This is a genomic window from Paenibacillus sp. J22P143, from assembly GCF_059692035.1.
The window spans coordinates 48,990-68,949 of sequence record NZ_JCAUAQ010000013.1 but is presented as its reverse complement, the minus strand read 5'-3'; the positions used below and the strand labels follow the sequence as shown (position 1 = coordinate 68,949).

Sequence of the window (19,960 nt, the reverse complement as noted above, 5' to 3'; positions counted from 1 at the left end):
TAATAATTAGTATATTCAGTTATTACCATAATCCACAATGAATGGAATGAACAAAGATGGCTTTTTTAAGGAAATTATCCATTCGATCGCAGTTACTTATTCTTGCAGGATCTACAATCATTGTGGTGTTATTTATCATCTTTTTTACCTATTCCATGCTATCAGGGATGATCACGCGAACTCACGAAGAATATGTAAAACAAACGATCTCGGAAATAAAAAGAAACGTTTCCACCAACAAGGATGTCGTAAACAGACTCATGCAAAATTTATCGTATAACGAGGATGTTCAAAACTATCTTGTAGAAAAAAATGAATTAAAAAGATTTGAAGCCTATCAAAAGGTAGATAGATTGTTAACCAATCAAAAAGATTTAAAAGAAGGCATCATGGACATTGTTTTTTCTGGAAATAACGGAGTCTGGATTGATATTCACGGCAGCATTTCCGACGGAAAGAAGGTTGTTGCCCCTTTGAAAGAGTCAGTACCCGCAAAAGTGAATGCTTATTACGTCGGAATGCGAAATTTTGAAACCATATACGGTGCTAAAAATTACTTGATTTTCGCTACGAAAGTCTATAACATGCAGCAAGGGGAGCTGTTCAACACCGATATCGGTACCATTTTCTTTATTATCGACCCTAAATCTCTCGTTGGTGAACAAGAATATGCATCGAAGCAAACGAGTACGCAATTCTATTTGCTCGAACAGGATAATAAAGTTATTGCAAGTAACTCACAAACAAAGATAGGGTCTCTTTTGACAGATTTCAACCAAAGCTTTAAGTTTACGAACAATGAAATGATTACTTGGAAGAGTAAGCGGTATGTTATGCAAGCGGAGGAATTGCCAGCCATAAATGGAAGCGTTTTAAGTTTAGCTCCAAAGGATGAACTTCTGCGAGCCTTGTCGGATATCCGTAGGTTGGAACTGATTATTCTAGTGTCAGGCTTATTGCTATTAGCAGTCCCCTTTTTGTTCATCGTGAATAATATTTTACTTCCTCTGAAAAAATTGATTCGATTTATGACCTCAGTAAAAAGAGGAGATTTACACAAGTTAAAGAAAAGGGTCACTCTTCATGGATACATGGAAATGAGTATTATGGCTTCAGAGTTTAATATGATGCTCGATGAGATTGACCATTTAACACAAAGTTTGCTTGAAACAAACACAAGACTATACAGCATAGAACTGGAAAAGAAGAAATCGGAGCTGGCATTCTTACGGAGCCAGATTAATCCCCACTTTTTATACAATACGCTTGAGGCGATTACAGGGATTGCTGCTGTGGAAGGGCAAAGCAAAATAAAAATGATGACTCGGGCGTTATCGAGTATTTTTCGCTACAGCATCAAGGGCTCAAATAGGGTGCCACTCAAGGATGAAGTGAAGATAATCGAATCCTTTGTTCAGATTCAGCAAATTCGTTTCGCCGATCGCTTTTACGTTGATTACGATTTTTCGGCGGAGGCGTTGGATTACTACGTGCCGAAAATGATCCTGCAGCCGCTTATAGAAAATGCGATTTATCACGGATTTGAGCCTACATTAAATATCGGTCAACTATGGGTCAAAGGTTTCGTTGACGAACAAGGTACGCTCGTTATAAGAGTCGAAGACAACGGAGTTGGCATTGATTCCGTTCGTCTAGGGGAAATTCGAACCATTTTGTCAGAGTCAGCATCCGCGTTACTGGAATCCGAGGAGCAAAGGAGCATTGGTCTAGCTAATGTTAACAACCGGATTAAACTGATGTTTGGAAATGAATGCGGTCTTCAGATCGAAAGTACGATTGGCTGCGGAACCAAAATTCATTTGACGATTGCAGCAGGGAGGGAACAACAAGGTGCATAAAGTTCTGATTGTAGATGACGAAAGCTGGGTAGTGGAAAGTCTGAAAGATTCTGTAGATTGGATGCAGTATGGATTCGTTGTGATTGGTCAAGCTTCTAACGGCGTAGAAGCGCTGCAAGCGATAGAGCAATATAGACCAGATGTCGTATTCACGGATGTCCGAATGCCGCTAATGAACGGTTTGGAATTGATTCAAAAGGGAAAAAATCAATCTTATCCCATCCATTTTGTGGTCGTAAGTGGATATGCGGAATTTGCTTACGTACAAAAAGCGTTGTATCATGGCGCCATAGCCTATTGTGTGAAGCCATTTGACGAAATGGAAATCATTGGTGCACTTTTGAAAGTGAAGAAAATACTTGGCACTGTAAAGCCTTCATTCGATTCGTCGCTGATTCTTTTATTGGCAGATTCGAATGCTGAAAATCAACTGAAGCTGCAGGATGAATTGAGGAAGCACGGTATTGTTCACTGGAACACCGATGGCATCGTATTTGTTGTTTCAATTGGTTCAGGAGAACTTCCTGACATGAACGAGAATGTCATCAAGTTTAAAACTGGCACCTCAAAAGTCGCCTATTTAATGGACGCTCAGCAGGCAAAAGATCACATTAAAAAATGGGAAGAAAGATTACCTTCCGATATTTTGGGAATTGGTGTTAGTGAGCCTATTACAGATTTAAAGGAGATTAAGCAAGCAATTGATAGTGCTGATTTACTTGCCTATCATTTCTTTGTTACTAACGAAAACGGTGTCTACAATTCGCAATTTTTTAAACAAACCGAATTGAATGAAGAACTTAAGAAAATGAACGATGCCATACACGAAAAGGACAGCCAAGCAGTTAGTAAAGTATTTGAACGCATAGGTGGCCTTTTTAAAGAAGAGTCTTTATCAATTAAGCACGCGTTTCAGGTTTATAACATGACTTTATCGTTTCTGTTCAAACTGGGGCAGATGGAGGACATTTTATATAGCTATGAACAATTAACCCACTCTTTTAATCATGTAGATGCTATGCTGGCAGAGTTAAAAACGCTCACCACCCGTTATCTTAGAAATTCCGATAAGATATCGGTTGAATCCAAAAACCAAACCTTTAACGCCATCCTTCAGTTTGTCATGGAAAACTTTCATCAGGATATATCGCTGCAAAGCTTGTCTGAGCAGTATTATATGAATCCTAGTTATATCAGCCAGTTATTCAAGAAAGAGGTCGGTGAAACATTCACGGCCTATCTCTCTAAATTGCGCATTTCCTATGCGTGCGAATTATTGGATAAAGGGGATTGTTCGATTTCTGAGATTGTAGAAAGAATCGGTCTTCACGATTATTTTTATTTTACGCGCTTGTTTAAAAAAATAACGGGCAAAACGCCTACCCAATATCGGAACGAAAAACTTTAATCAAAATTCATATTGATTATTTATATAAAAGTTATGGATTATTTTTAGAAAACTTTCCTCGGAAAGTTTTCTTTTTTTCTAATGGACATTTTTGCATGCTAATACTATAGAATGCGTACATAGACGCTGGAGGCAATTCTAAGGATAATATAAGTATGGTAGCGCTTTCGAAATAAAGGTAGTTTAAGGGGGATTAACATGGGTAAGTTATTAGGGAAGGAGATCTACAAAAATAGGTATTTGTACATTCTTCTCCTCCCTACCGTATTGTTTTACATTTTCTTTCAATATGTTCCGATGTATGGAATCATACTTGCATTCAAAGACTTTCATATAGGCGAAGGAATCTTACGTAGTCCATGGGTCGGATTGAAAAACTTTGAAGAGGTAGTCAAACAGCAAGAGTTTTGGAAAGCGTTTAACAATACGATGATTATTAGTCTTGGGAGAATTGTCTTCGAGTTCCCGGCTGCCATCATTCTTGCTCTTCTGATTAATGAAGTAACGAAAGAGAAGTTTAAAAGATTTTATCAAACCGTGTATACGTTCCCGCATTTTATATCCTGGGTAATTATTAGCGGAATTATGCTTAATTTTCTAGGCGATGCAGGTGTTATGAATCAATTCTTCGCTTTCTTGGGTTATGAGAAAAAGAACTTTCTGACAGATCCTAGTATATTCCGTCCGATACTGTTTCTATCAAGTATATGGAAAGAAGTAGGATGGAGCGCAATTATTTATTTGGCAGCGATTGCTGGTATTAATCCGGAAATGTATGAGGCGGCTCATGTGGATGGTGCTAACCGGTTTCAGCAGCTTAAAGCTATTACGTGGCCATCGATTCGAGGTACCGCAGCGATCCTGCTTATTCTGGCAGTAGGGAATACAATGAATGGTGGTTTTGAACAAATCTTTAACCTTTACAATCCGGGTGTATATGAAACAGGCGATATCATCGATACCTACTTATTTCGCTCAGCCTTTGATTCCGGTTTGGGCTTTGGGATGACGACTGCTGTTGGTCTGTTCAAGGCTGTTATTAATTTCGCACTACTGTATTCAGCTAACTACATGGTGAAAAGACTTGGTGGAGAGGGGTTAGTGTAGTGGAAAAGGTAATGGATAAACAGAGTTTGCCTAAACACGGAAAGCCGTTTGCAATGAAGCGCAGAAAACTAAATGCGGTAGATTTAATCATTCACTGTATTCTCATGATGCTGACAATTTGTACGATTTTCCCTTTCTATAATGTAATTCTCATGTCGTTTAGCGATCCCGTCGCCATATCTAAGCAGATTGTTTATTTAATTCCTACTTCTTTTGATTTTTCAGCCTATCGCCTGATTTTCCATGAATCACGGTTTTTGAATGCTTTCTACGTCACAGTATTTGTTACTGTTGTAGGTACTATCATCAATATGGTTACCACATTGACAGGATCCTATGTGTTATCGAAGAGTGGAGTACCCGGGCGTAAATTTGTGATGTCAGCCATTATTTTCACTATGTTTTTCAGTGGTGGCTTAATCCCTTTTTATCTAACGATTAAAAATTTAGGCTTAATCAATAATTTACTAGCTATGATTCTGCCAGTGGCAGTCAATACATTTTATTTGATGATTTGCATTGCCTTTTTTCGGACCTTACCAGCGAGCTTGGAGGAATCAGCCAAAATTGATGGTGCTAACGATATTCAGATTTTTGTAAAAATCGTTGTGCCTATTTCAATGCCCATGATAGCTACAATTACACTTTTCTATGCAGTGGATCGTTGGAACGAATGGTGGTACGGTATTTTGTTCATGATAGATGTACATTATCTTCCTCTGCAAGCTCTATTGCGTGAAACCTTAGTCAACTATACACAAATTATGCAAAATATTAACGCAAGTTCGGTTATATCACAGAACCAAACTTTGAAGCCTAATATGTTGAAAATGGCGATTTTGGTTGTCAGTACATTGCCAATCTTGTGCTTATATCCATTCATGCAAAAATATTTTGCAAAGGGTGTACTGGTAGGTTCAATTAAAGGTTAGTAAGAGCTTAGGCTTTTATTATAAAAAAAATTTTAGGGGGAAGAATACAAAGATGAAGAATTTAAAACCCGTAGTCATCAGTACTGCTTTTCTTGCTTCAGTCATATCCGGATGTGCAAATAATGGAGCGAAACAAAGCGATGTGTCTCCATCTCCAGCACAATCTGCCACAACAGCTCAGGCTGAAAATCCATTGAAAGATCATATGGATATTTCGATTTCTTGGTGGGGAGTCGGGGCAGGTTTTGAGAAACATGACGAATTATTGCAAAAGTTGGAGAAGGACTTTAATGTCACGTTCAAAGCAATGGATGTCGGCTGGGACAATTATGAGCAGAAAAACCAAGTGTGGGCCGCTTCCGGACAATTGCCTGATATCATTACCGGTTCAGCTATCACCGATAAACCGGCAACGTACTCAGACTGGGTTAATCAAAAGCTGATTCGTGCGTTACCTGACGATTTAAGTAAATTTCCGAATGTGCAGAAGATAGCCAAACTGCCGGAAGTTCAAAGTGTATACAAGGACGGGAAGTTACATGCGATACCGCGCATGACTTATCCTAATGGTGATATGTGGGCATTGGACCGTGCAATTTGGGTACGTAAGGACTGGATGGAAAAGCTAGGAATCCAAGATCCGAAAAATTTCGATGATTTTACAGCTATGATGAAAGCGTTTGCCGAAAAAGACCCTGATGGTAATGGTAAGAACGATACGGTTGGACTTGTAACGAATAACATGAGCTTCCTAACCCAAGTGTTTCAGCCTACCTTTCCGCAAATTGGAAACAGCTCGTGGCTGAAAGAAGATGGCAAATGGATTCCGCCTTATGCTTCCAAACAAATGGATAATGTAGTGACTCAGGCACGTAAATTGTATGTGGAGAACGGACTTGATAAAGATTTTGCTGTCCAGAAATCCGGAGAAGGAAATCAAAAGTTTTATCAGGGTAAAGCTGGAGCACTTGCCTTGTCGCTCAGTAATATGGGTACAAAAACGGAGTGGGAAAAAGCTAATCCAGGCAAAAAATTCTATGATTCCGTAAAACCTTTACACCTCTGGCCTTCGGCTGATGGTAATACGTATCGCTTTACTACAGATACGTACTGGTCAGAAAGCATGTTCAGCACAAAAGTTGACGATAAGAAAATGGATCGTATTTTACAGATTTATAATTACCTGCTTTCTCCAGAAGGTAAAACTCTCTTTAACTACGGAATCGAAGGTAAAGACTATAAGAAGGATGGAGACAAAATTGTCATTACCCGTCCTAAAGATGAAAAAACAGGGAATTTTGTAGACCCTAAAGTAGAATATCCTTCTATGGATATTATTATGCACCTTGGAGCTTGGGGACAAGAGAGCTTATTTGAAGATAGTGAAGCAAATAAAACGATCATGGGCGAAGCAACAATGAAAGTTATCAAAGATGAATACAAATGGCAATTGGATAATGCCAAACCTATTCCAACTGCTTTTGAAATCTCTACTTTGTCCACACCTGCCAAAGATAAGATTAGCTCGATTAAGTTCACTGACGACTTAACAAAAGTTATTCTTGGGAAAGATGATCCGATCAAAATGTGGCAAGATACTGTTAAGAGTTATAACAGCAAAGGATTGCAAGAAGCTGCAAATGAAGTAACCGGTGTTATGGCGAAATTAAATAAATAATCAATTCAAAAAAGTTAGGAAATGCCCCTCAAGGAATTAGTGGGGCATTTCCAATTTAGTTTGAACATAATTTTACATTCTAAAGTAATCTAAACAAGGGGGATAAAGGATGAATATCGTAGAAACTAAAACGTATTCTGAATTAACCGTTATTCGACTAACAGATTTCGGGGTAAATCCTGATTCGGGTCATGATGCTGTGGAAGCCATGCAGCGTGCGCTCGAGGCGGCGGCTCAAATAAATGGCCCAGTTAAGCTGGATTGCCCGAAAGGACGCTATGATTTTTACCCCAATTATGCACAAAAATTGCCGTATTACATCTCCAACACAACTAGCGAGACAGAATGTGCGGATGTGACGAAAACGATTGGTATCCTGTTTAAAGGGATGAAAAATGTCACACTTGAGGGTAACAATTCGCTCTTTATATTCCATGGTAAAGTAACAACGATCGTAATGGATGAATGCGAAGACATCGAAATTCGAAATTTAAAAATCGATTTTGAACGTCCAAGCATGTCTGAGATGACTGTTGAGACGATAAATAGTCAGAGTCTGGATGTCAGAGTTCTACCTGATTCTTGGTACGAGATAAAGGGAGGAAATCTGAGCTGGATTGGTGAAGGTTGGGAATTTAGGGATGGTCCGTCACAGGAATATGATCCAATAGCGAATATAACATGGCGTATCCCGAATCCGATTTCGTCGACGATAAAGGTAGAAGAACTTGAACCAAATCGATTACGGCTTTACTACAATGGTACGCCAGAAACAACAGTCGGAAACGTCTTTCAAATGCGAGATGGCGTACGCGACCAAGTTGGGGCATTTGTTCACAAATGTCGTAATATCAAATGGAAAAATGTTGGCATGCACTATATGCACGGTCTAGGGATTGTAGGGCAATTCAGTGAGAATCTGACTTTTGAGGAAATGAATATAGCGCCTCGTATTGAAACTGGGCGTACAGTTGCGGCTTTTGCAGATTGTATTCATATTTCTGGATGCCGAGGCAAAGTTACGGTTGTAAACAGTCGTTTCGAAGGGGCACACGATGATCCGATTAATGTGCACGGGACTCACTTAATGATTGTGGAAAAGCCTGCTCCTAATCAAGTGCTTGTCAGGTTTATGCATGGTCAAAGCTACGGATTTGAAGCATTTTTTCCTGGGGATAAGGTTGATTTTGTGAGAGGGCGATCATTGACTGTCTATGAGAGCAATACGATTCATGCTGCCGCATTTATCAATCCTCGGGAGATACTTCTCACACTAGAACAACCATTACTAAGTTTGATAGAGAAAGAAGATGTTATCGAAAATGTGACTTGGACGCCGGAAGTCGAGATTAGGAATAACCATTTTTCACGTATTCCTACGCGTGGGATACTGGTAACGACTCCGCGCAAAGTGGTTATCGAAGATAATGTATTTGAACGAACGATGATGAGTGGGATTCTTATCGCTGATGATGCCGAAAGCTGGTACGAATCCGGCAAGGTGCGAGATGTAACCATCCGTAATAACCGATTTATCGAATGCGGCAATATCGAGCATCCCGTTATTTATATTCTTCCTGAAAATCTAGATGTACGAGTAGCTTGCCCGGTTCATCATAACATACGTATTGAAGAAAATGTTATTCAAACATTAGATGCGCCTGTACTTTATGCCAAAAGTACGCGGGGGCTAAGCTTTCGGAATAACCAGATATCCTCGCTCAGTTTCAGTCCTTCTGATCCTATTCATTTGTTAGCATGCAGCGAAGTGACAATTACTGATAATGAGTTCATAGGAGATAAGGTTATTAATATTATTTTACAAGATATGACTGAAGAATCCTTATTTCTCTCACCGAATCAACGTACTCAAGTCATAACAATGTAGAAAATGGTTGACTTCGAGTCAATTCTGATGCTGCAGAACGATAAGGTGAAAAAAATTGACCGCTTATGCGGGGAGGTAAGTGAAATGAACAAGTATGATCTGATATTCGATCAGCCGATTGCAAGATGGGATGAGGCGCTGCCACTTGGCAACGGATTAACGGGATGCCTGCTGTGGGGAAACGGGGAGCCGCTTCGTTTCAGCCTGGACCGTGGCGATTTATGGGATTTGCGGCTAACGCCGGAAGTGCTGGACGCCGGGTTCACCTATGCGGAAATGATTGAATGCGTAAGGCGCGGCGACCAGGAAGGACTGCTCAGCCGATTCGACAGCATGTACGAAAAATATCCGTACCCAACCAAGCTTCCTGCCGGTCGGCTGGAGCTGCGTTTCGGGAGGCCGGCGGATCAAGTGAGAAGCCATCTCGTAATCCGCGAGGCATGCGCGCATGTCGTAATGGTTTTCGGCGATCGTACCGTTAAGGTGGACAGCTACCTGCATGCAGTGAACGGCCTCGGCTATATCCAAATAACCGGCGCTCCTTTCGAGGATGGACGGCTGGACATCGTTCCGCCAGATTACGCCGGTGCGATGCTGAGTGATACCGCAGACCCCGTTTTCCATACGAGCCTAACTCGGCTCGGCTACCCGGCCGCCACGATGCACGGGGAAGGAGATGTCCGCTGGTTTTATCAGCGGACATGCCAAGAGCTCGAATATGCCATTGTCGTAGCCGAACGGCAAACGGCGAGTGGCGAATGGGAAGTGGTCTATACGATCGCTGCCAACCATGACGGTGATCAGTGGCTGGAGGAGGCCAAACGGAAGGTTACCGATGCACTGGACGCTGGGTTTGACGCCGCATTCCGTGATCATTGCGCCTGGTGGGAACGCTACTGGGGCAAGAGCTCGATCACTTTGCCGGACGCGGAAGCGGAGAAGATGTGGTACTTGAACAACTACCTGTTCGCATCCTGCTCGCGCAAAGGTTCTCCACCGATGCCGCTTCAAGGGGTGTGGACGGCAGACGAGGGCCTGCTCCCTCCTTGGAAAGGCGACTACCATCACGACTTGAATACGCAGCTCAGCTACTGGCACTATTTGAAAGCGAATCATCTGGAAGAAGGGGAAAGCTTCCTCGACTTCTTGTGGGGCTTGCGGCCGGAGGCGAAGCGGTTCGCGCAAAGCTTCTTCGATGCTCCGGGCATCAATCTTCCATCTGTCATGACGCTTACCGGTGGTGCGATGGGCGGGTGGCCGATGTATAGCATGAGCATTACGAACCACATTTGGGTGTGCCAGGCGTTCGACCATTACTGGTTGTATACGGGCGACGGCGATTTCTTGCGCGACAAAGCGTATGTGTACTTCAAGGAAACGGCGGACTGCGTGCAGCGCTGGCTGACGCTGGGAGAAGACGGCAAGCTGCGGCTGCCGGTATCGAGCTCGCCTGAGTTTCACGACAATTCGCTCAAAGCATGGCTGGAGCCGATCAGCAACTACGATTTGGCACTCCTTATTTATTTGTTCAGGCGTTTGCACGATATAGCGGAAAGGCTTGCTTACACCGCTGATGTAGAAAGATGGGCGGAAGTTCTTGCCAAACTCCCAGAGCTTGCCGTTAACGAACGTAACGTGCTAATGATCAATCCAGAAGAGTGCCTCACGGAAAGCCACCGGCATATGTCTCACATGATGGCTATTTATCCGTTGCAACTGCTTGACCGACGTGGTTCAGAGAGGGACCGCAAGATTGCCGATGCGACGATCGCTAATCTGGAAGTGCTCGGCAAGGGCCAATGGGTCGGCTATTCGTTCGCTTGGGCGGCCGCCATGTACGCGCAGCAGGGCAACGGCGAAGCGGCGATTTATCATCTGCAGCAAATGTGGCAATACACGTGCTCGCCGAACGGATTCCATCTGAATGGAGATTATAAAAAGGTGGGCGTCTGCATGTTTCATTACCGCCCGTTTACGCTCGAAGGCAACTTCGCCGCCATATGTGCGCTCCAGGAAATGTTGCTGCATACGGACGGGCAGACGATTCGTGCGTTTCCGGCGATTCCCCGGGAATGGGCGGCAAATGACGTCGAGTTCCGCGATTTCCGCGGGGAGATGGGCGTGCTCGTTTCGGCGCGATGGAGTGCGAACCGGCTCGACTATGTAGAACTGCATGCCGAACGCCGCGGTTTCTTCCGTGTGCAGAACGATTTCGCGAGCGAAAGGCTGCAAATTCGAATCGGCGATAAGACGAAGGAGCTCGCATGTGGAATGAAAGACATTATGACAATCTCTTTGCAAGCAGGGGAGTCCTGCACGGTTACCGTGTTGTAAGATTTGATTAATAAAAGCGTGGAGGAATGGCGGCAAGGCTGAACATGTCTTGTCGCCATGCCTGCTCTAACTCCTTTGAATATTCCAAACTGGAATTAGCTACCTTTGGGATGATCATGTATTCATGTTATACTCGTTTCAATAAGAGGAATGAATGCGCTTCCAATTTCCCGTGTTTTTATGTTTGTAGGAAAGTTTTCGTTTCATGAGGGAATTCATGAAACGACTAATAAAATCGTTTCCGCGCAAGTCTACCACAGGTATGAAAAAATGACGCTACTGAGTAACTCGCTCGTGAATGCTAGAAGCTTCTACATTTATATTTCTTTAATTCGGTCTTAAACATACGCCTTCATCGCCAACTCTTCGGCAACGGCTCGATCTGGCTGCGGCCGCCAGTTACGACTGGCAAACCATCTTGTTGGAGGAATCCGCAGATCTGCTTCGCTCACTGGAAGTACCTTTAACGCAGTGACCGTGAAATCAGGCGAAGCGAAAGTCTTATCGTGGCTCCCGTTAGATCTCGACGTTTCACGCTTCGACAATGGATTTACACAAAAAGAAGGGGTCTCTTGGACCTATAAAGGGACTGATGGCTACTCGCCTTTCTTTGCCTACCTTGGACAAGAATGTTACGGGGTCAACGTAAATCTGCGCGAGGGTAGCACGCATGTGCAAAAAGAGGCCGCAGCCTTCCTTTTACATAGCATTGAGTATAGTCGTCGGCGGACAGACAAACCACTTCTGGTTCGGATGGATGCTGGTAATGATGCCATCGAGAATTTGAATGTCTGCTTAAACGAACAGGTTGACTTCATTATTAAACGCAACCTGCGGCGTGAGTCGCCAGAAGAGTGGCTAGCCATCGCTCAACAAGACGGCATGTGCTGCGAAGAACGCGATGGCAAGCGTGTCTATCTAGGTACAATGAGTTGGCACGACAAAAAATGAGGAAACTATATTCAAGGCCATGGTGAGACTTCCCAACATGGGTAGGTCTGTTTGCGTCTGCGCATAAAAATGCTTCTAGAACTGACCTACTGTCATTTCTCGATAATGGCTAAATAACGTCCTTGGCAAGCATGTCATTCAAAAAGTTTCACGGATTCAGAAAGGAGTTTGCGATAAATCCATGATTTCCGCTTGCAGTCCACTGCGTAAATCGGTTTTTGGCTGGTAGCCGAGCAGTAATTGTGCCTTACTTATATCTGCCCAGGTATGGCGAGGCTCACCGGAAGCCTTGCCAAGAAATTGCCTGTCTATTTTTCGGGCAAAAAGCTCCTCAAGAATAGCGATACAATCCAGTACGGAGGCACGTTCTTTGCCGCCGATATTGATGGTTTCGCCGATGATGTTCGCAGCGTACGCAGTTGCAGCGATGGCCTCCACACAGTCGCCAACAAAGGTAAAGTCGCGAGTCTGCAGACCATCACCGTGGATAGGGATTGGTTTATTTTGCCGAATATGTTGGATAAAGCGATGGAACGCCATGTCAGGACGCTGTCTAGGACCGTACACAGTGAAGAAACGTAGTATAACGAGAGGTAGTTCATCCTTGGCAGCATAAACCTTACAGAGCTGCTCTCCAGTCAGTTTGGTGACCCCGTAAGGCGAGAGTGGCTCTGTCGTAGCGGCCTCATTGACTTGATTTGTTTTTTCTCCGTAGACGGAGGATGTCGATGCATACACGAATTTGCTGACGGGATACATGCGACAACCTTCCAGCAACCGCCCAGTAGCTTCAATGTTGTTAGTGACGTAGGATTTAAAATCCTCACCCCAGCTAGAACGCACGCCTGGCATGCCAGCCAAGTGGTAGACGATATCTACCCCAGGAAGAATCTCCGCCAGCGGGACATGCATGAGATCCTGATTAATGAAAGTGAACCGAGACTGAGGAAGTAAAAAACGAAGATTATATTCCCTTACCTGTACAGGGGTTGGAGACTTCTGAACAAAAGAATCCAAACCAATGACTTCGTTTCGCGGATCTTGGAGAAGCTTTTCACAAAGATGAGATCCGATAAAACCTGCTGCTCCTGTAACGAGTATTTTCATGCCAAGTAACTTCCTTTCTTACAGCAGATTATCTATTTCCGATGCCAAAATAAGCATAGCCTAGCTTGGTCATTTCTTTGCCGTTAAGTGCATTTCTTCCATCAAAAACAAAAAAATCCTTCAAGTACACTCGTAGCTGTGCCCAGTCTGCACGAATGTAATCTTTCCATTCCGTGCAAAGGATGATTGCGTCGCATTGCTGTAATGTGACTTCAAGGGCTTCGAACTGTTGAACTTTATCAGATCGAAGAGCTTCCGGCAGCTTGGCAATGGGATCGTGTACTCGGATGTTCGCTTGTTTATCAAGTAACTGTTGAATGATAGAAAGTGAAGGTGCTTCCCTTAAATCATCGGTATTCGGTTTAAAGGATATGCCGAGAATCGCGATGGTTTTATCGTTGAATCCACCTAGCTTTTGCTCCCACAAGTTTAAAAAGTGCGTAGACTGTGAGTTGTTGACGGCAACAACTTTCTCAAGAATGCTCAGATCAACTTGTTGCTCTTTCGCCGTATATAAGAGAGCCATGCTGTCTTTTGGGAAGCAAGACCCGCCATAACCGATCCCAGCTTTTAAGAAATGAGGACCAATCCGTTGGTCCATTCCGATTCCTTTCGTGACGTCGGTGACATTGACTTCCAACGATTCGCAGAGTCTTGACAATTCATTGACGTAGGAGATTTTAGTAGCCAAAAACGCGTTCGATGCATATTTAATCAATTCTGCTGTTCGGGGTTTGGTAACAAAAATAGGTGCTTTTATTTTGCCATATAGCGATTGAATCACATTTGCGGCTTGCTCATTATCACTTCCTATAATGATGCGATCCGGATTCAGTGAATCATACAATGCGCTGCCCTCTCGAAGGAACTCGGGATTAGAAACAACATCGAAGGCGTGGGGATGGCTTTGTGATTCTGTGACCCAAGTGACTATTTTACGGTTTGTGTCTATAGGAACTGTGCTTTTCACAGTAATTATTTTATAGTCATCCATGAATGAACCAATACTTTGGGAGACACCTCGAACGGCTTGGAGATCAGCGCTTCCGTCCTTATCGGAGGGGGTGCCAACACATATGAAAATAATTGTATTTTCACGAATACCCTTCTCTGGTGAAGAGATAAAGCTGATTTTTCCTGATTCAAGGTGTTTCATTAATAAGTCGTCTAGCCCTGGTTCATAGAAAGATAATTTACCCTCAGATAATGCCTGGATTTTTGTCGTATCCGTATCTAACCCCGTAACCTGCCATCCCAATTCAGCAAATACCAATCCAGTTGTCACGCCTACATACCCCATACCTATGATTAAAATGTTCATGTTCCTGAACCTCCGTCTTTTTGAACAAACACCGACTGTGGACTGATAATCGAGTTCGACATTGGATAGTGGTTCGGATTAAGTATGGCGTACTCAAGCAAAATGCTGTTCTCTAATATACAACTTTCGAGTTTGACATTAGGTCCGATCGTCACGTAAGGTCCGATCACACAATTGATTAATTCTGCACTAGGGTCGATGCATACTGGTGGGATTATCGTGGTTCCAGGATGATCTGTACGATACGTTAGCGAACCTTCTTCCTCCATCTGCTTCAGCATCCACCTGTTCGCCTCTAGCCATCCATCCATAGTTCCAACATCTGAGAAGTTCTTATCTGTCATTTGATAGGCCACCGAATATTGTTGATGGATCAGCCACTGAATGGCATCCGTAATTTCGTATTCGCCTCTGGCTGAGGGGCTGATCGCATGCACAGCTTGAAAGATACTAGGTTTAAACGCATAACTCCCCAGAACCGCAAGATCTGACTTGGGCTCTGAAGGCTTTTCTTCCAGACCAATAATGCGATCTTTATCAATTTCGGCAATGCCAAATGCCTTTGGATTCGTCACTTTTCTTAGAAGAATAGCAGCATCATAGTTCTCATGTGTAATGGCGTGATATAAGCCATGAAGATCTTGGGTAATCAAATTATCCCCAAGAAGCAGTACGAAGGGTTCGTTGTCCATGAAAGACTCGGAGTGTTTCACAGCGTCTGAGATACCCAAAGGATTAATTTGAAAAATATATGTGATGTTTACATGCCACCTTTCGCCAGTACCTACTTCTTCCATAAACATGGCATGAAGATTGGGGCGGATTACAATTCCGATTTCGTAGATGCCTAATTCCACTAGCTTTTCAATGCCGTAATAAATTAAGGGTTTATTCGCTACTGGAAGCAGACCTTTTGGTTTTATATTGGTAAAAGGTTGGAGTCTAGTACCATTGCCTGCACAGAGAATTAATCCTTTCATAAGCTTTTACCTCCTTGTCTATATGAAGACATTATTAATTTATGATGAAAATAATGAAATGTAAGGGCTATTAACAGGGAAAATAAGCTGATATGTATACGTTTTATGGAAATTCTTCGAAATGGACAATCATAATCCGCGCATCTACTCTATGAAGAGCCTAAGCATGAGGTGCGAAAAATCATAGTATACATGGAGACTTAAAAGTTTCTAATTTAGGTGAGGGGAATGATTTTTTTGGAAAATTTAGAACTATTACTCAGTTATTTAAAAGCGCATCCCGAAGTGGAAGAGATCTCAGTGGAGTATTTGGATGGTGAAAAAGACAAGGTTGATGTGTCCGCAATCGACGGCATGGATTGGAGTTTAGTAGATGAAGTTGAGATAGAATTAGCTGACGGAACTAAATTGGAGTTCGGTGAAACTGATGACGAAGAAGAGGAAGAAGACGAAGAAGAAGCAACGGTTTCAGCTGTAGGAGCTGAAGAAGAGTCAGACGACGACGATGATGACGATGACGATGACGATGATGACGATGACGACGATGACGACGAAGAAGAAGAAGAAGCGTAAGTAGGAAAGAATTAACATCGCGATATAGAGATTTGTAAGGAAACCTCTTACTCTTGTTATGGCTTCTGCTAGTTTTTGCAGAGGATACATACTTGTAGAAGAGGTTTTTCTTGTAACACAGGCGTCAGCAGTTAGGAAGGCTGATCACGATTGTCAAGGCAGGAGAAATAGGCTGCCCCCAAGTAGAATTATCTACTTACTGGACAGCCTCTTGGATTTATTTGCTAACTAGAAATCCCCTTGTTTATACCTATCTTTGTTCCCAGACGGCAAGAATTTCCTGAGCAACGCGTTCCCATGAGAAGTTCTGTTCTGCTAATCTTCGGCCGTTAAGCCCCATTTGACGAGCATTACCGAGGTTAGATAGCATTCCATTCAGGTTCTGTGCATATTCTTTCGGGTCTTCAGGGTTATTAATGAGGACGCCATTATTGTTCTTGACGATCTCCGGATTACCCCCTCTAGCCGTTGTGAGGAAGGGTAATCCAGCGGCCATAGCTTCATAGTGGACACGTGCCAAAGGCTCCTGCCAAATAGACGTACAGACGAAGATATCTCCTGCACAGAACCAGCGGTGAACCTCATGCGCAGGAACATAGCCAGTCGTAATGACAGGAAGTGGTGAACGTACGGCAAGTGCTCTGACATAAGCAACATAGTCGCTTACCGAGTTATCACTGAACCAGGTACCGCCAACAACAACGAGTACAGCATCGGAATGGCTTATTTCAGACATCGCACGTACTAAGACATGGGGACCTTTATTACGGGTTAGCCTCCCGACAAACAGAATGACTTTTTTGTTAGTAAGGTTGTGTTCGGCCCTAAGGCTCTCCCGATCTTTCCTTGCTTGCTCTGACTCCAGCCAAGGTGCAAAACGATTCATATCAACACCGGAGTAAATTGGTTTTATTTTACCAGCTGCTTGAGGGTAGTAATCACAGATGGCAGTTCCAATATATTGGCTGATTGAAATAATACGTTCTGTTTGTTCGATGACGGCATTTCCCTGGCTATGATCAATCTTAAAGGGGTTAAACATATCGTTATGCATACTTAAAATAATCCGTGATGACGGCGCAACCTCCCGGACTGGAAGGACCAGCAGGGGGCGATTGAAAATTTGAATAATATTATAAAATTCGGACGTGTTTTGTAGAAATTGGATAACTCCAGCCTTATATGCGTCAAGTAAACCATCTGAAACAACACGCACATAGCGGATGCCATTTACAATTTCTTCGTTCGGTAAATCAGGGTCCGTCCTTCCTAAAATGGTAATTCTGTGATGTTTACTTAATAGCGAGGCCACACCGTCAATATAGGTTTGGATAGCTCCCCCTCGAATGTTGGGGACAGGCAGCTTTTCTGTACAAATCATCAGAATGTTCACAAGTTAACAGCTTCCTTTCTCAGGCAGTCCTTTTTCTGGGTTGAATCTGCCTTTTTTTCCACGGCGGCGATACATTTTTATTCGATTGTGTTTGTTGCAATTTTTTCATAGATGGCTTCACTGCACGTTTTACCGGCTTTCTAAGTCCCAGTTTACGTTTCATTTGTTTCTTTTTAGGACGGAGAGTTGGCTTCACTTTTTTCTTAGCACGCCATGTTTTGTAACCCCAGATAATCGTTACACCTGAGACGCGTTTCCATTTTGTGAGTCTCTTTAGTTTCCTGCGCTTTAGATAACGGGTTTTCTTGATGATTTTGGTTTTTCGCAATGCGCACCGTTTCTTTGGAACTCGGAGTTTAAATCTCTTCTGTCCGCGAGCAGGTAATGGAATGAGGGCTGGGACAGGAGTTGGTATTGGAGGCACGGTAATAGCAGCAGGCTCATCTGCATGAACAGGCGCATTTGTAACCGGAACCGAAATTGGCTGTGATACAGCTGGAGCTTTGGCGAAATCTCTTTTTGATTTTCGCGTAGAAGGAAGGGTAACCACAACAGGCTCTAGTGTATAGGGGATAGGGATGACATTCTCATCTGGTTGCTTGGCATAAACTGGTTCCACTACAGCAGGTTGCTTGGCATAAACTGGTTCCACTACAGCAGGTTGTTTGGCATAAACTGGTTCCACTACAGCAGGTTGCTTGGCATAAACTGGTTCCACTACAGCAGGTTGCTTGGCATAAACTGGTTCCTCTACAGCAGGTTGCTTGGCATAAACTGGTTCCTCTACAGCAGGTTGCTTGGCATAAACTGGTTCCTCTACAGCAGGTTGCTTGGCATAAATTGGTTCCTCTACAGCAGGTTGCTTGGCATAAACTGGTTCCTCTACAGCAGGTTGTTTGGCATAAACTGGTTCCTCTACAGCAGGTTGCTTGGCATAAACTGGTTCTGTCTCAAGTGGAATTGGCAAGAACTCTTCAACATTAGGCAGAACTGGAACAACTGGTGTAGCGGGTACGACGGGCGTAACTGGCACATCGGAATAAATTGGTGTTAACACATCACCAGGAAGAATAACAGCTGGACGTTGGATAATCGGTTTGACGTAGTCTGTCGAGTAGTCACCAAGAGGATAGTTTGCCTTATCTTTTTCCAACTCTGATAATGCCTGCCATTTGCTTGCTTCCGTTGTCATGACTCTTTGAAGGATCGGCGCTAGATCAGTCTCAAGAAACACTTGGGGATTAAACACAATTTCTTTGACATGCTTGTAGAATTCATTTGGAAAAGCCATATCTATCCATAAGATTTCAAAGGTTTCTTGGTCTAGTGGATTGGCTCGATGGTAGGCGTCGATCATGCCACGAATCCAGGTTAAGTCCCACACACCCATATCATCCATGGTGCTTGTAATCAATTTACGTAGATCACGGATGGGCAGATCGTAGGAAACACCGTCTAAATCAATAACCCAGATACCGCCGGGGCCCATTTGTCCGTTCGACCATCCGAAATCTTGATGGGCAAGTCCCCAGTGGGGTTCACCTTTGGTTACCATTGCGTTATAAGGTGAGTTTTGGAAACGTTGATACATGTCGTTAGCCTGCCGCTTGAATTCCTCGATGACGTCAAGTAGGTTTGCGCTTGCTGGGGTATCCGAGTAGGCATGGGCGATATCCTGAAACCAGCCAATCTTGGCAATTAACTTTTCATAATATTTGCCCCAGCCATAGATGCGGGAGGATTTCTCCGAACCGCTGGGTGGAACATAACCCTTGGAGTTGTTGTGGAACTCACCTAAGCCAAAGCACAGCTGAGAAGCTCCGTCGAGGTCAACCTTGGATACGGGTACCAGGGGTTCGATCCAGTCGGTAACGATCCATAGCTTACCACCTGCTTCAACGTAGAAACTACCTTCCTTCGTAGGAATGAACGAAGGAACCCGGTGACCTAGTCCGGACATATAAGCTTGAGCGCCAACACTGAAAAGACTTCTTCTAGGCCGTCTGTGCAAACATTTAATACTAAGATTGCCCTTACTTGTGCTGATCTTCCATATTGCGCCGCCTTTATCTGGCTTGGAGGTAATCAAGAGCATATCATAGACCTGCATGTCATAATGTCCCATGACCTCTCGTGCCAGCATTTCTAACCCAGGAGGAACATACATGTTAGCCACGATTCCTGGTTCTAAGACGTCATCGATCCAGGGAACGATTTGATAATTTTCCACCACCATCACTCCATCACGTATTTTAAAGTGAATTGTACGTTCTAATGCCCTTACAGATGCTGCGAAATTGCAATTTCAGGTTTACTTCTGTACATCTTCGTCCTGCTGCAATAACGAAAGTTCACCTCACATAAACCAGATTAGGTTTATCTAATTCTATGCATATGTCATTAGGTGAATGGTTGATATGTACAAGAGT

The 19,960-nt window shown here is 43.4% G+C and carries 14 protein-coding genes; 9 read left to right on the top strand and 5 right to left on the bottom strand.

Annotated features, from left to right (window positions below):
• Window positions 1-56: 56 nt before the first annotated feature.
• The 8 genes from AC58PQ_RS18160 (at window position 57) to AC58PQ_RS18125 (ending at window position 12,157) form a co-directional block, all read left to right on the top strand.
• On the top strand, window positions 57-1,859 hold the full coding sequence (locus AC58PQ_RS18160) for a sensor histidine kinase (RefSeq protein ID WP_497243920.1): 1,803 nt from the start codon (window positions 57-59) through the stop codon (window positions 1,857-1,859).
• Window positions 1,852-3,267: a response regulator transcription factor gene (locus tag AC58PQ_RS18155; RefSeq protein WP_497243918.1), complete on the top strand. Its 1,416-nt coding sequence runs from the start codon at window positions 1,852-1,854 to the stop codon at window positions 3,265-3,267. The genes AC58PQ_RS18160 and AC58PQ_RS18155 overlap by 8 nt, the downstream gene beginning before the upstream one ends.
• A 198-nt stretch (window positions 3,268-3,465) precedes the next feature.
• The gene (locus tag AC58PQ_RS18150) at window positions 3,466-4,374 is read left to right on the top strand and encodes an ABC transporter permease (RefSeq protein WP_497243916.1); all 909 of its coding nucleotides are present in this window, start codon (window positions 3,466-3,468) and stop codon (window positions 4,372-4,374) included.
• Complete coding sequence (locus AC58PQ_RS18145; RefSeq protein WP_497243914.1) at window positions 4,374-5,306, top strand: carbohydrate ABC transporter permease; 933 nt, start codon at window positions 4,374-4,376, stop codon at window positions 5,304-5,306. The genes AC58PQ_RS18150 and AC58PQ_RS18145 overlap by 1 nt, the downstream gene beginning before the upstream one ends.
• 52 nt (window positions 5,307-5,358) lie before the next feature.
• Entirely contained in the window at window positions 5,359-6,984 is a 1,626-nt protein-coding gene (locus AC58PQ_RS18140; protein ID WP_497243912.1) for a type 2 periplasmic-binding domain-containing protein, read from the top strand.
• 109 nt (window positions 6,985-7,093) lie between these two features.
• The gene (locus AC58PQ_RS18135; protein WP_497243910.1) at window positions 7,094-8,872 is read left to right on the top strand and encodes a right-handed parallel beta-helix repeat-containing protein; all 1,779 of its coding nucleotides are present in this window, start codon (window positions 7,094-7,096) and stop codon (window positions 8,870-8,872) included.
• A gap of 84 nt (window positions 8,873-8,956) precedes the next feature.
• A complete protein-coding gene (locus AC58PQ_RS18130; protein ID WP_497243908.1) occupies window positions 8,957-11,206 on the top strand; it encodes a glycosyl hydrolase family 95 catalytic domain-containing protein in 2,250 nt (749 codons plus the stop codon).
• Between the two features lie 471 nt (window positions 11,207-11,677).
• Entirely contained in the window at window positions 11,678-12,157 is a 480-nt protein-coding gene (locus tag AC58PQ_RS18125; RefSeq protein ID WP_497243906.1) for a transposase, read from the top strand.
• Between the two features lie 156 nt (window positions 12,158-12,313).
• Here AC58PQ_RS18125 and AC58PQ_RS18120 read toward each other — a convergent pair whose 3' ends face one another.
• The 3 genes from AC58PQ_RS18120 to AC58PQ_RS18110 are packed head-to-tail and all read right to left on the bottom strand — an operon-like array spanning window position 12,314 to window position 15,565.
• Complete coding sequence (locus tag AC58PQ_RS18120) at window positions 12,314-13,264, bottom strand: NAD-dependent epimerase/dehydratase family protein (protein ID WP_497243904.1); 951 nt, start codon at window positions 13,262-13,264, stop codon at window positions 12,314-12,316.
• A gap of 28 nt (window positions 13,265-13,292) precedes the next feature.
• Window positions 13,293-14,585 (bottom strand): UDP-glucose dehydrogenase family protein, encoded by a 1,293-nt coding sequence (locus AC58PQ_RS18115; protein ID WP_497243902.1) that lies wholly within the window; start codon window positions 14,583-14,585, stop codon window positions 13,293-13,295.
• Entirely contained in the window at window positions 14,582-15,565 is a 984-nt protein-coding gene (locus tag AC58PQ_RS18110) for a sugar phosphate nucleotidyltransferase (protein ID WP_497243900.1), read from the bottom strand. The genes AC58PQ_RS18115 and AC58PQ_RS18110 overlap by 4 nt, the downstream gene beginning before the upstream one ends.
• A gap of 237 nt (window positions 15,566-15,802) precedes the next feature.
• Between AC58PQ_RS18110 and AC58PQ_RS18105 the strand changes: the two genes are divergently transcribed.
• On the top strand, window positions 15,803-16,138 hold the full coding sequence (locus AC58PQ_RS18105) for a hypothetical protein (RefSeq protein ID WP_497243898.1): 336 nt from the start codon (window positions 15,803-15,805) through the stop codon (window positions 16,136-16,138).
• Between the two features lie 250 nt (window positions 16,139-16,388).
• On the opposite strand, the gene AC58PQ_RS18100 is transcribed toward AC58PQ_RS18105, so the two are convergent.
• Window positions 16,389-17,531 carry a glycosyltransferase family 4 protein gene (locus tag AC58PQ_RS18100; protein ID WP_497243896.1) on the bottom strand — a complete coding sequence of 381 codons (1,143 nt, stop codon included), beginning with the start codon at window positions 17,529-17,531 and terminating at the stop codon, window positions 16,389-16,391.
• A 19-nt stretch (window positions 17,532-17,550) separates the two neighbouring features.
• Window positions 17,551-19,761, bottom strand: a complete 2,211-nt coding sequence (locus AC58PQ_RS18095) for a CotS family spore coat protein (RefSeq protein WP_497243894.1) — start codon at window positions 19,759-19,761, stop codon at window positions 17,551-17,553.
• Window positions 19,762-19,960 lie beyond the last annotated feature (199 nt).

Bases quoted from the DNA above. Each gene is read 5' to 3' on its own strand.
- AC58PQ_RS18160 (WP_497243920.1), top strand. From the start codon at position 57: ATGGCTTTTTTAAGGAAATTATCCATTCGATCGCAGTTACTTATTCTT.
- AC58PQ_RS18150 (WP_497243916.1), top strand. From the start codon at position 3,466: ATGGGTAAGTTATTAGGGAAGGAGATCTACAAAAATAGGTATTTGTAC.
- AC58PQ_RS18140 (WP_497243912.1), top strand. From the start codon at position 5,359: ATGAAGAATTTAAAACCCGTAGTCATCAGTACTGCTTTTCTTGCTTCA.
- AC58PQ_RS18135 (WP_497243910.1), top strand. From the start codon at position 7,094: ATGAATATCGTAGAAACTAAAACGTATTCTGAATTAACCGTTATTCGA.
- AC58PQ_RS18130 (WP_497243908.1), top strand. From the start codon at position 8,957: ATGAACAAGTATGATCTGATATTCGATCAGCCGATTGCAAGATGGGAT.
- AC58PQ_RS18120 (WP_497243904.1), bottom strand. From the start codon at position 13,264: ATGAAAATACTCGTTACAGGAGCAGCAGGTTTTATCGGATCTCATCTT.
- AC58PQ_RS18115 (WP_497243902.1), bottom strand. From the start codon at position 14,585: ATGAACATTTTAATCATAGGTATGGGGTATGTAGGCGTGACAACTGGA.
- AC58PQ_RS18110 (WP_497243900.1), bottom strand. From the start codon at position 15,565: ATGAAAGGATTAATTCTCTGTGCAGGCAATGGTACTAGACTCCAACCT.